At 41.4% G+C, this 12,714-nt stretch carries 11 protein-coding genes; 2 read left to right on the top strand and 9 right to left on the bottom strand.

What is annotated here, in order from left to right:
• Positions 1-106 precede the first annotated feature (106 nt).
• Complete coding sequence (locus tag GSQ74_RS06590) at positions 107-1,177, top strand: LacI family DNA-binding transcriptional regulator (RefSeq protein ID WP_158991324.1); 1,071 nt, start codon at positions 107-109, stop codon at positions 1,175-1,177.
• Between the two features lie 45 nt (positions 1,178-1,222).
• Here GSQ74_RS06590 and GSQ74_RS06585 read toward each other — a convergent pair whose 3' ends face one another.
• On the bottom strand, positions 1,223-2,626 hold the full coding sequence (locus GSQ74_RS06585) for a hypothetical protein (RefSeq protein WP_216846682.1): 1,404 nt from the start codon (positions 2,624-2,626) through the stop codon (positions 1,223-1,225).
• A 195-nt stretch (positions 2,627-2,821) separates the two neighbouring features.
• Here GSQ74_RS06585 and GSQ74_RS06580 point away from each other — a divergent pair, with 195 nt between their 5' ends.
• Positions 2,822-4,558, top strand: coding sequence for a thiamine pyrophosphate-dependent enzyme (locus tag GSQ74_RS06580; RefSeq protein ID WP_158991321.1), 1,737 nt, complete (start codon positions 2,822-2,824; stop codon positions 4,556-4,558).
• A gap of 75 nt (positions 4,559-4,633) precedes the next feature.
• Here the strand turns inward: GSQ74_RS06580 and GSQ74_RS06575 are convergent, their stop codons facing one another.
• The 8 genes from GSQ74_RS06575 to GSQ74_RS06540 form a co-directional block, all read right to left on the bottom strand.
• Entirely contained in the window at positions 4,634-5,269 is a 636-nt protein-coding gene (locus GSQ74_RS06575; protein WP_158991319.1) for a trimeric intracellular cation channel family protein, read from the bottom strand.
• Between the two features lie 57 nt (positions 5,270-5,326).
• On the bottom strand, positions 5,327-5,716 hold the full coding sequence (locus GSQ74_RS06570; RefSeq protein WP_158991317.1) for an OsmC family protein: 390 nt from the start codon (positions 5,714-5,716) through the stop codon (positions 5,327-5,329).
• A gap of 2 nt (positions 5,717-5,718) precedes the next feature.
• A complete protein-coding gene (locus GSQ74_RS06565; protein WP_158991314.1) occupies positions 5,719-6,603 on the bottom strand; it encodes a pirin family protein in 885 nt (294 codons plus the stop codon).
• Between the two features lie 12 nt (positions 6,604-6,615).
• Complete coding sequence (locus GSQ74_RS06560; protein WP_158991311.1) at positions 6,616-7,497, bottom strand: urea transporter; 882 nt, start codon at positions 7,495-7,497, stop codon at positions 6,616-6,618.
• Positions 7,498-7,716: 219 nt separating this feature from the next.
• Entirely contained in the window at positions 7,717-8,610 is an 894-nt protein-coding gene (locus GSQ74_RS06555) for a LysR family transcriptional regulator (protein ID WP_158991308.1), read from the bottom strand.
• 43 nt (positions 8,611-8,653) lie between these two features.
• Positions 8,654-9,082: a DUF1810 domain-containing protein gene (locus GSQ74_RS06550; protein WP_158991306.1), complete on the bottom strand. Its 429-nt coding sequence runs from the start codon at positions 9,080-9,082 to the stop codon at positions 8,654-8,656.
• A gap of 39 nt (positions 9,083-9,121) precedes the next feature.
• A complete protein-coding gene (locus GSQ74_RS06545) occupies positions 9,122-11,416 on the bottom strand; it encodes a GH92 family glycosyl hydrolase (protein WP_158991303.1) in 2,295 nt (764 codons plus the stop codon).
• 81 nt (positions 11,417-11,497) lie between these two features.
• Positions 11,498-12,691, bottom strand: coding sequence for an anhydro-N-acetylmuramic acid kinase (locus GSQ74_RS06540; RefSeq protein WP_158991300.1), 1,194 nt, complete (start codon positions 12,689-12,691; stop codon positions 11,498-11,500).
• Positions 12,692-12,714: the final 23 nt, after the last annotated feature.

Genomic DNA, 12,714 nt, shown 5'->3' with positions numbered 1-12,714 from the left:
CAGTAACAAACCGGATGCTTTGGTGCTGAACGTTTGTTAGATATTTGTTTGTTAGATATTTTTTATCAATATTGCATTATGTATAACATAATGCAATATTGATAAAATGTATTCAAAGCCAGCTACCATAACAGAAATTGCCTCCCTTTTAAATATTTCCCCATCAACGGTATCAAGGGCACTTCATGATCATTCAAGTATCGGGCAGGCTACAAGGGTAAAAGTAAGGAATCTGGCAACGCAGCTTAATTACGAGCCTAACCTATCGGCTATATCTTTTCAGAAAGGCAGAAACTATACCATTGGTGTCATATTGCCGGAGCTTTCAGAATCATTCTTTTCTACCGTAGTTAACGCCATTGAAGATACTGCCGCGAAACAAAATTATACCGTATTAATAGCCCAGTCGCATGAAAATACGGAGCATGAAAAGCAATTGGTAAAAAGAATGAAGGATCATCGTGTAGATGGATTGCTGGTTTCCATTGCCAAAAACACAACAAATATTGATCATTTTCAATGCCTGAAAAATTATAACATTCCGGTGGTGTTCTTTGATCGCGTTCCTCCAATTGCACAAACGCATTTTGTGGGCTGTAACATCAAAACCGGGACCATTGAAGCGATGAACTATTTATTAAAAAAAGGCCATCGTGTTATTGGAATGATCAACGGGCCAAAAACATTATTTGCATGCGAAGAAAGGCGTGAAGGATATATTGAGGCCATGACAAAAAATCGGTTAAAATTTGATCCATCAATGATTGTTAATTGCGACCTGACCGAACAGGGAACACTCATGGCCTATCGTGAATTACTTGCTAATAAAAGAAAACCGACAGCCATCATAACATTTAATGATTACCTGGCTTTATTCGCGATCAATTATTCGCGCCACTCCAACAACGCAACGGATAAGGATATTGAGTTTGTTAGCTATTCAAATCTCCCGCTTGTTCACTATATGGATGTTGTACCGGCCGCTTCTGTCGAACAGTTTCCATATTTACAAGGGCAGAAAGCAACAGATATTCTAATGCAGCTGCTGGATCAGAAAAACGAAAACAACCATATACCGCTGGGGTATTACAAAGTAAAAATAGAGTCGCAGTTAATGGAATCCGGAAAATCACACGCGATAAAAGCAAGCAATAAACTTGCTGATACCATAGCCTGATAATAGCCCACTAAATCAATGTTTTAGCGGGCTATGTGGTATTGATTACTGATTTGTTTCGACAATATTGCCTTTTGCACCTTTAGCCGAAAGGCCTGTACGATCGGTCACCTTGCCACCAGAAATTTTGACGGCGATCCCTTGTTTTGATACCGCCGAAATATTGGTTAATGGTGTTTCCCCATTATTGGAAACAAGTACAGCAATTGAATCATCGCCATTGGCAGCTATATCTCCTTTAACATTCAATTCGTGTACAATTCCTCCCTCTACATGATAAGAGGTTACATTGTTACCATGAGTTGTAATACCGCCTGAAATTTTCAATTGCTTAATCTCTCCACCAGGCTTAACACTAATGGCATTGGCAGGCAAGGTCATAATTACCCCTTTAACAAGCGATTCCCCTACAGAGCCATTGGTAACAACTCCGTTTTTTACTTCGATACTGCCTACCGCTTTGCTAAACTGCATCCCGATAGAACCATTTCCATGCGTAATTATAGAATGGAAAACGGCCTTTTTAACCGTACCATCATACTGGTTAAAGCCACGTGCACCTGAACCAAAAGTTTCAACTTTATCTTTGGCTTCAAACTCATCAACAGTTCCAAAGTTTACAAAGCCAATACCGCTTGGCCCGTACGATGTAATCGGTTTTTCAGCCACCCATTTCTCTACATATCCCCAGGTATCTAATACCATATCATTTACCCCATAAGTGGTTACCGAACCTTTGTGTGTCAGGCTTTTTACTTTAACGCCATTTACAATAAAAACACCGGCGGTTATCATATCCGGTTGCCCAAAAGGCAGCATCCCGTTCGAGTAAATATCGCCTGTAGTTATCGTATCCGCTATTACCCAGCCGCCATTGTCGCCAAACCCGCAAATAAATAAGCCGGAGCCAATTACTGGAGCCCCCTTTCGCCCTAAGCAGATGTTGGTTAAAGTAGCGTTGATTACGCTATCCAGATCGCTGTTAAAGTTATAAACCGTAAAAGCACCCTGATAAACATTAACACCATATTTTTGTGGCTGTTCTGAATATCTGCGGGCATCGCAAGCCACAATATCAATGTTATCGGCAACCAATTTTGTTTTATTGGTACCCGTCCTGGTCAATATTTGAACCTGGCCTGTAATAGTAAGGTTTTTCAGGGATAGTGTTCCTAAATCAGGATGGTTGCTTAACGTATAAATGGCCCGGTTATTAGGATTGGTTTGGATGGTCAAATTGCTAACTTCATTATCGGCAGTAAGGCCAATTCCATCACCATTGTTAAAACTAATAATGCAGCGTTCTTTATTAACCCCCGTAATGCTAAAACCAACTGGTAAATTAATTGAATATGGGCAAAGAATAGAGGTTTGTATTTCTAAGTTTTGAGGTGCATTGTTATTCAATGCAACCATCAAATCGGCTAATGAATTGATTGCTGTTTTCATGTTTTCTATTGATTGGGGTGTTTTAATTAGTAAGCAGATAACGCTTAAAGATATACAATGTTTCCTATTTGCATGGTGCAGATATTTTTTCCAAACAACCTATTCACAATATCGTTACATGTATAATTCGCGCCTGAATAATATTAATTTAGTGATTAAATCAGATCTCATTTTATTAACCAAAAACTATAAGCCATGAGCAAACAAGTAGCAGATCAACTGGTAGAAATGCTGGTAGAAAACGGGGTAAAAAGAATTTATGCCGTTACCGGCGATAGCTTAAATCATTTGAATGATGCGGTAAGGCGAAGTGGCAAAATAAAATGGATACACGTAAGGCATGAAGAGGTTGGCGCGTACGCAGCAGCGGCGGAAGCAGAGCTGGAAGGGCTTGCCTGCTGCGCGGGTAGCTGCGGCCCGGGGCATATACATCTTATCAATGGGCTTTATGACGCGCACCGTACCGGTGTACCCGTAATTGCTATTGCCTCAACTATAAACACACCTGAATTCGGTCAGGATTATTTCCAGAGCACCAATACTATAAAGTTGTTTGACGATTGCAGTTGCTACAACCAGGTGGCAACTACCGCTGCGCAGGCCCCGCGTATGTTTCAGGCTGCTATTCAACATGCCATTCATCATAAAGGGGTAGCTGTATTTGGCCTGCCGGGCGATGTATCATCCATGCCGGCAGAAGAAAGCATTGCCTCCCGGCAAAACTTCAGCTGTGAAACGATTTTAAGGCCTGCCGACAATGAATTGCAAGGCCTGGCTGATATACTCAATAAATATCCAAAAATTACCATATTTTGTGGCTACGGCGCCCGTGAGGCACACGATGAAATTGTACAGCTTGCTGCCGCGTTGCAAGCCCCTGTAGGTTATTCTTTCCGCGGTAAAATGGGTATGCAATATGATAATCCGTACGAAGTGGGTATGACTGGCTTGCTGGGCTTACCTTCTGCATACCATAGCATGCACGAATCTGATGTTGTTTTATTGCTGGGTACCGATTTCCCTTATGTACCTTTTATGCCGACTAACAACAAGATTATACAAGTTGATGAAAAACCAGAAAGATTGGGCAGGCGGGCCAAACTGGAGCTGGGGCTATGCGGGAATATCACAGACACAGTAAAAGCATTATTGCCATTGATCACAAAGAAAGAAGATGATAGTTTTCTGAAAGCACAGCTGAGCTTGTATGATAAGGTAAAAGATCACCTGCAAACCTACGTGAATAATGTTGGCGCGGAAGATATGATCCAGCCCGAGTATGTTGCCTCCGTAATAAATGAGCTGGCCGCAAAAGATGCCATCTTCACCCTTGATACGGGGATGAGTTGCGTATGGGGTGCCCGGTATATACACGCTACAGGGCAGCGAAAATTCCTCGGTTCATTTAATCATGGCTCAATGGCTAATGCTATGCCTATGGCCATTGGTGCCGCCTTATGCTATCCGGGCAGGCAGGTAGTTGCATTGTGTGGTGATGGGGGGCTATCTATGTTACTTGGCGACCTGGCTACCATTAAGCAATATAACTTGCCAATAAAGTTAATCGTATTTAATAACCGGGCCCTGGGGATGGTAAAACTGGAAATGGAAGTTGATGGATTACCTGATAATGAAACAGATATGATTAACCCCGATTTCGCTCTTGTAGCCCAGGCAATGGGATTTAAAGGCATTTCTGTTCATCATCAAAGCGAGGTTAAAGGTGCTATTGCACAAGCTATAAAGGAAGATGGGCCTGTACTCTTAAATATACTAACCAACCCCAATGCTTTAGCAATGCCCCCTAAAATAGAGTGGGAACAGGCAAAAGGATATGCCATAACCATGGGCAAATTAATATTGGGCGGCAGGATGGATGAGGTGCTGGATATTATCAAATCTAACTATAAACACCTTTCGGATGTGATCTGATAATTTCCAGTTGGGCAAATTTTATTTTTTAGAATAAGCATCTAATGAGATAACAGAATAGCAAATCTATTTTTATTAATCTGATGTTTTTTCATCTGCATAAACAGGCAGGTTCCAATGATAGCGGAGCGCCAGCAAACGTAATGCGAAACATGTAATTAAAGCAACGATGGAAACCCAGTCGGCTGTTAGCCATTTTAAATAATCCCCTAAAACCACAATTAAAGCCCCAACAAGGGCTGCTGATGCATAAATTTCTTTTGCCAATATAACGGGAATGCGATTAAGCAAAATATCGCGCAATACGCCGCCGCCAACTGCTGTAGTGATACCCAGAAGAACGGCAACCTCCCCGTTATGACCATAAGCAAGCGCTTTTTGCGCGCCAGTAACAGCAAATAACGACAGGCCCAATGCATCAAAAAACAGCACCGGATGGTTAACCCGTTGTACAAAAGGGTATAAACCAATGGTCATTCCGGTAGCTAAAATCGCGACAGCCAAATAATGCCAGTTAGCTAAGCCCGCTGGTGGGATGGCCCCGATACACACATCACGAATAATGCCGCCGCCACAGGCTACTGTAAATGCAATAGCGCAAATCCCGAAAAGATCCAGGCCTCTTTGTTTTGCCGCCACCGCGCCGCTTATGGCAAAAGCAAAAGTCCCCGCCAAATCAAGCAAATCGTAGAGCCAATGTAATTTATCCATCTAAAATCTATAAGTGGCTAATTGAATATGATGACTTCATTTTTTAAAAACAGAGGCTTACACCAATACCGTTTCAATAACAATAGGATGGGTTAATATTTTATGAATAGGGCAGGCATTAGCAACGGCTAATAACCGGGTACGTTGTTCCTCGTGAAGATTGCCTGTAATCTGCAGTTTCCTGATTAATTTAGTTTGCCCTTCTTCGTCGATAAGCTCAACTGATGCTTCTACTTTTTCCAGATCCCAGGCTTTGCGATCGGCATACATGCGCACTGTAGCACAGGTGCATGCACCGAGGGCCGATGCCAGCAATTCTTTAGGCGAAAAGCCTTTGTCCTGTCCGCCTTTTGCAACCGGTTCATCAGCGATAACCACATTGCCTGTTGGTGATTCAATCTCAATCTTGTAAAGTTCTGTGCCGATACTTGCTTTAATTGCTGCCATGATTATTTTTTGTTAAATATTGGATAAGGTACAAATTCTGTTTCATCTCCTTTTATTTTATCAAACGTTTGTGCTATCCATTTTTGTTTAGCGGCGTTGATCAGCTCCTTATCGGTAGCAACAAAATTCCAGTCAATAAAGCGTTCCTCGGCAAAGGGCTCGCCGCCAAACAGGTAAATGGTGCTGTCGGCGGCTATAGTAAACTCGCACAGGGCGCTTTCCTTAGCTACTAATAATTGTTTGGGGTGATAAATATTTCCTTCACTTTCAATATTGCCCTGGAGTATGTACAATCCTACTTCTCCATATAGCTCATAGCCAATATTAACCGTTTGTTTGGTTTTGCTTTTAATCTCAACCATAAACAGCTTGCTATAAACCGGAACGGGTGATTTATGGCCAAATGCTTCGCCTGCTATCAGCTTAAATTGCAGATCACCGGATGCCCATGCCGGCAGCTCCGCTCCATCAATATGAAAAAACTCAGGTGCCATTTGTTCCAGTTCCTTTGGCAGTGCAACCCATATCTGCAAACCATGCATTATCTGATCTGCATGATGTATATATTCTGGTATCCGTTCAGAATGTACTATTCCCTTACCCGCTGTCATCCAGTTTACAGCCCCAGGTTTTATTTCAACAACATTCCCTAATGTATCCCTGTGCATTATGCTGCCTTCGAATAAAAAGGTAAGTGTAGAAAGGCCGATGTGCGGATGCGGCAGCACATCAAAGCTTTGTCGCTCTATTAGTTTTACCGGCCCCATGTGGTCAATAAAAATAAAAGGGCCAACCATTCTTTTTTCCCGGAATGGCAGTAGGCGGCCAACCATAAAATTACCAATACTGGCTGCTCTTTCTTCAATGATGAGATTGATATTTGACATAACCGTAATTGTTTATTGCTTCAATTTTAATTGAACTGTTTGTTTTACCATTTTTATAACGATAGTGAGCCAGGTAGCCAACACAAACGGGAATGTTAGCACAGGCAAGTTCAGATGCCTCATTTGGATTGTGATCAGTACGGACAATACAACCGACATTAATGTCATTAAAACATCCTCTGCCTTATTACCCGCAAAGGTAATGGAACAAATCACCGCGTTATAACTCAGTAAGCCTAGATAAATATCATGCATAGGTACTTTTAATTGGTAGGCCAGCATAGCGCTTAATGCAGTGCCAACAATAGCATAAATCGCGGCAATTGGGCAGCTAATAAAAACCCCAATCATAAAAAGTATTCCGGCCCAAATGTTATCTTGAAAGTTAACCTGCCCGAAACCACGGGAAAATAATGCAAGATAATTATTTGCATAAGTAGCGGGGGACGCAGGTTGCAACTGTATTAAAGCCGGGAAATAGTGGAAAACACATAATAGCAACCAGGTAACCAGGATGAACGGAAAAGTATAAGCGGGGACTTTTTTTACAATAAATAAATGCTGTATAATAGTTGCCAGGGCTGAGCCAATAAGAATAGTGATCCAGACTATAATAGATGGTTGAAAAAAACAAATCATAGCAACACCCACCAGCGTTGGACTGAAGCCATAAAGCCCGCTATTGATTTCATCTTCGTCATATTTTAATAGCCTTGCAGTAAGGGTTCCTGTAATTACAGCTATTGCTGCGCCAAGCCCCATCATTAATGAACCACAGCTTATTCCGGCAAGAAAAAACAGACCCGTCCATGTACTGTTCTGCAACATAATTTGCCCAATACCTTTCAAGAAAGGGCTTACTATACCTAAAAAGTTTTGCTTTTGTTTAGTCATTGGTAACAATAAAGATGAGGAGAATGTAAGAATTTTTCACGATTTAGGAGTAAATATAAAATGAAACGTCAATTGTCTGAACCTGAATTTATTGAATTAAAGAATTTCCCGAATTCTAAAAGTTCAACAAATTTCAAAAAATTTGAGTTCAGACAATTTCGCCCTTCGCTCGCAATTGACGATGGCTTTATCATTTTCAAACAACTTTTAAGTAAATTTTTACAATTTATAACTCCTGGCAAAACGAATAAATAATTCAGTTAATGATGAAGGTTGCCCATAATGCTGTATAAAGTTAAAAGGACGTTCAATAGTAAGGCCTTTTACATCAATTATACGGCATTCGTTATTCTTTAATTCCTTTAATATGGAGTGGATGGATAAAAATGCGAGACAATTGCTATGCAATAAATATGATTTTATACTTTCAGTACCACCCAACTGCATTTCAATCTGAAGGTCGGATAGTTTTAAATTGTGGGGCTTTAGTGCATGAGCTATCACATCAAGCGTACCCGATCCGGGCTCGCGTAATAACAATGGATAATTTGGCAGCTCTTCTGGTTTAATAACATCCTTCTTAATAATTGGATTATTAAGAGCACTAACCAACACCAACTCATCATTTAAATATTCCTCGTACCTAATTTGCGGGTTACGAGATATACCTTCAATAATACCAAATTCAATCTCTTTATTTAATAAAGCCAGCTCAATCTCCTCCGTATTCCCGGTGATCAGCAATACCTTTATATCCTTAAATTTTTTATGAAACTGCGCCAAAATCGGCGGTATAATATATTGCGCCACCGTTGTACTGGCGCCAATGCGCAAAACACCGCTGTGCTGCTTAACCAGCAGATTCATATCATAATCCAGCTCGCGGTAAATTTCCAATAACCGTTCTGCATATTGCAGCAGCATTTCGCCGGCTGGGGTTAACAGTATCCGCTTGTTACCACTACGCTCAAATAACGAAACCTTAAACTGCGCTTCCAGTTCCTTAATATGCTTGGTTACGGCAGGCTGGCTAATATAAAGCTCGGCAGAGGCCTTAGTGAAATTAAGCCTTTTGGCAACCGTATAAAATACCTGCAAGCGAAAGTCGAGCATAAAAGATTGTTAAACGATAAATGTAATAATTTATCAAGAAGGATTAATTTTCAGAAATCATCTGTAATGTAGTCCTATCCTTTTCTCCGTCAAAAAACTTATCCAAGACTGATTGAAATACAGGATTAGTTTTAGATAAAGCCGCAAAAAGTGTCATGGATGATTTAAGCTTTCGGTCATCAGGTTTGCCAAAAATTTTATTAGCATCGCTTTCTCGCAGGTCAAGTAATGCCTTGCAAATAGCAACCAACCTATCGCCTAAAATAGGGTGATTCAAAAACGAGTGAGCCTCTACAATATCCTTTATTCCGTAATACTTCGAGGTTTCGCTAAAACCCAGACCATATATCTGCGGAAAAATATACCACATCCAATGGCTGCGTTTCCTGCCATTTTTTATCTCAGATAGCGCAATAGCATAATCTGCCTTTTGAGCATCTAAGAATCTTTCGAGCTTATTATCAAAAACCATACTATTTAAACTATTGTCTGATAGTATGGTTTTGAATAATTATTTATGCCTGCTTCCCATAAAGAATGTGATCTCGCCGCCATTCATAATATCAGCATGGGAGATAAAATATCCATCCAACGGCTTGCCATTTAACAGAATCTTTTGGATATATACATTTTTAGGGCTTTGGTTTTTAACGTTGATGGTAAACGTTTTGCCATCCTCTAAATTAATCACAGCCCCATTAACCGCCGGGCTGCCGATAGCATATTGATCCGATCCCGGTGCAACTGGGTAAAAGCCCATCGCGCTGAATATATACCAGGCGCTCATTTGGCCGGTATCATCGTTACCACCTAAGCCATCGGGGGTTGGCTTATACATTTTAGGCAGTATCATACGTATTTTGTCCTGTGTTTTCCAGGGCTCATTCGTCCAATCGTATAAATAAGCATCGTGGTGCGATGGCTCATTACCATGCACATAATTGCCAATAATACCGTCTTTGGTAATATCTTCTGTTTCGGCAAAATATTTATCCGGCAGGTTATAACTAAACAAGCTGTCTTCGTAAATAATAAAACGCTTATCTCCGCCCATCGCCTTTATCAGGCCTTTTGGATCTTGTGGTACATACAGCGTATAGTTCCAGGCATTGCCTTCAATAAAACCCATACCTATTGTGGTAAACGGATCGAATTTTGTTTTTCTCCAGGTGCCATCTGCCTCTTTTGGATGCATAAAGCCCGATTGTGGATCAAATACATTCTTCCAATTTTCGGAATATTTGATAAAACGATCATATACATCCATGCGGTTCAGCTTTTTAGCCATTTGGGCGATGCACCAATCGTCATAAGCATATTCTAAGGTTGATGATACCGAGTTATCGTCCTTTTCATCCGGGATGTACCCCATATCCATAAACAATCCTGTGCTTTGGTAATCACGATGGGTGGCAGTAACGATACAGGCATCCAGCGCTTTGTTGGCATCAAATGGCGCATTCCCTTTCACCACGGCATCAGCAATTACCGATACACTGTGGAAACCACTCATACACCAGTTCTCATTAGCAGAATTGCTCCAAACCGGCAACATATGCTCCGGACTTTGGTCGTAATGGGCCAGCATTGATTTTATCATATCCGCATTGCGGTCAGGTTCAATAATATTGAACAGCGGGTGCAGCGCACGGTGGGTATCCCATAAACTGAAAGTAGTGTAATTGGTAAAACCATCCGCTTTATGTATGTTTTGGTCGAGGCCTTTGTACTGACCATCCTCATCCATATAAACAGTTGGATTGATCATGGCATGATACATCGAGGTATAAAAATTCACCTTATCATCATAACTCGCGTTAATTACAATTTTATGCAGTTCTTTTTCCCATAGCGCCTGCCCGTCATTCTTCACTTTGTCAAAATCCCAGCCCGGTATCTCGACTTGCATGTTGTTTAATGCGCCGTCCATACTAACCGGCGATAGCGCCATTTTTATTTTGATCTTTTCGCCTTCCTCGGTCTTAAAGTCGAACCAAAGTTTTAATTGTCTTGCCGCTATTTCCGGAAAATTCTTCACGTGGTTAAACTTGCCCCAGAATCCTCCATAAACTTCATGCTTCGAAAAGTTTTTGTAACCCATTTGGATGAAGGGCTTATTAAAAGTCATGGCGAAATAAAGTGTACGGGTACGTGCCCAGCCATTGGTTTGGCGATAACCTACAATGGTGCTATCGTTAACCATTCGTACATACGTCCACACGTTTTTGTCGGGATAGTTATAGATACCAGCCATCAGGTCGAGAATAATATGCGCGTTATCTGATTTCGGGAAGGTGTATTGATGAAAACCAACTCTTGCGCTGGTCGTCATTTCGGCAATAATACCGCTGGCATCCAATTTCACTTTGTAATAGTTGGCTTCGCTTACCTCATTAGCATGTGAGTATGCCGAACGGTAACCACTACCCGGCTTATCTGCCGTACCGGGATTTAACTTCAGCTCGCCAACAGTTGGCATCACTAAAAAATCACCCAGATCTGAGTGGCCTGTTCCACTAAAGTGGGTATGACTAAAGCCTACAATGGTTTTATCCTCATACTGATAACCCGCGCAGTATTTATATACATCGGGATTATAATGGCCATTCAGATCATAACTCGGCGTATCCGTCTCCGGACTAAGCTGCACCATCCCAAAAGGCACAGTTGCACCCGGGAAAGTATGCCCCATCCGTTCCGTACCGATGATGGGTTTTACGTATTGAACTAAGTTATTGTCAGATTTTTTTTGCGCATTAGCCATTAAAGCAGCGCAGGCGAAAAGTACGGTCAGCGTTTTTTTCATCAGGGCGAGGTGGGTGTCAGTTAAAACACAAATATAGAACGAAAACTATATGCATTCAGCTTTTGTATTGTAAAAGTGACCTCAGCCCGGGAAACTAAATTTTCCCATTAAAACCGCTGGGTTATTGCCAATTTTCATAGGCTCGCCACATAAAGCTTCATTACCTAATAAGGCAAATAGGATCGCTTCTTTTGCATCGGGGTCAATCCCTAAAGCGTCTGTATTTTTAATGGCTGCATGCGGCAGATATTTTTTTAATTGCGCTGCGATAAAAGGATTCCGCGCACCGCCCCCGCTAAGAAAAACTTGCAGATCATCTACCTTAAACTTAGCTTCAATAAATTGAGCAATTGATATTGCCGTAAGCGCACTCAATGTACTTATTAAATCTTCGGCACTAATAGCTAAAGTATCCGATCTCTTTTGCGCATCTGCCACGAAATCCAGATTAAACAATTCCGGCCCTGTTGTTTTAGGTGATAATTCTTTAAAGAAAGGATTACTAAACAATTCATCAAGGAGAGCCTTGTTTACGTTACCCGAGTAAGCGATTTTCGAATCTTCATCATAAGGCTTATCAAAATATTTGCGACAGGCCGCATCAATCAGCGTATTGCCCGGGCCAATATCGGTACATAAAATATTTTGGTAATTGCCATCGGCAGGCAGGTAGGTTAAATTAGCAATACCACCAATGTTCAGTAATATTCTGTCCTCGCCGGTTTTGTTACCTAATATTACATCGCCGTATAAAGCTAATGGTGCGCCCTCTCCACCGGCCGCGATATGCTTTTGCCTGAAATCGCTAATGGTTAATATCCCGGTTTTCACCGCTATATGGTCGCCATCACCAATTTGCAGGGTAGCGTTTGGGTAACCTACTTTTTGATGCAGCCTTTTTGGTGCGTGATAGATAGTTTGCCCATGGCTGGCTATAAAATCAACAGTTTCAGGTTCGATATTCCACTCGGCAAGGGCTTGCAAAACTAATTCCGCATGGTAAGTACCAATGTACTCATTCAGCAAAACAACTTTTTCCAGGTCGACCGTTTTTTGGGCGAACACCTGCTGAACATCTGTTTTAAAATCAGCGGGATAAGGTATCGTTACAAAATCCTCCAGCTTAAATTTAGTTGTGAGGCCGTTGCCGCTAAAGCTGCACAAAGCAATATCCAACCCATCAAGCGAAGTGCCCGACATTAAGCCTATGCCTAATCGCTCATCTTTGCAGGCAATGTTAAAAAGCTTTTGCAGGTTGTGGTTAAACGCTAACATAGGCCTATGTTAGCTTAACTATT

This window comes from Mucilaginibacter sp. L196, from assembly GCF_009765905.1.
Classification (GTDB): domain Bacteria; phylum Bacteroidota; class Bacteroidia; order Sphingobacteriales; family Sphingobacteriaceae; genus Mucilaginibacter.
Note: the sequence above shows the minus strand (reverse complement) of the source record. Positions and strands in the feature narration are given on the sequence as shown.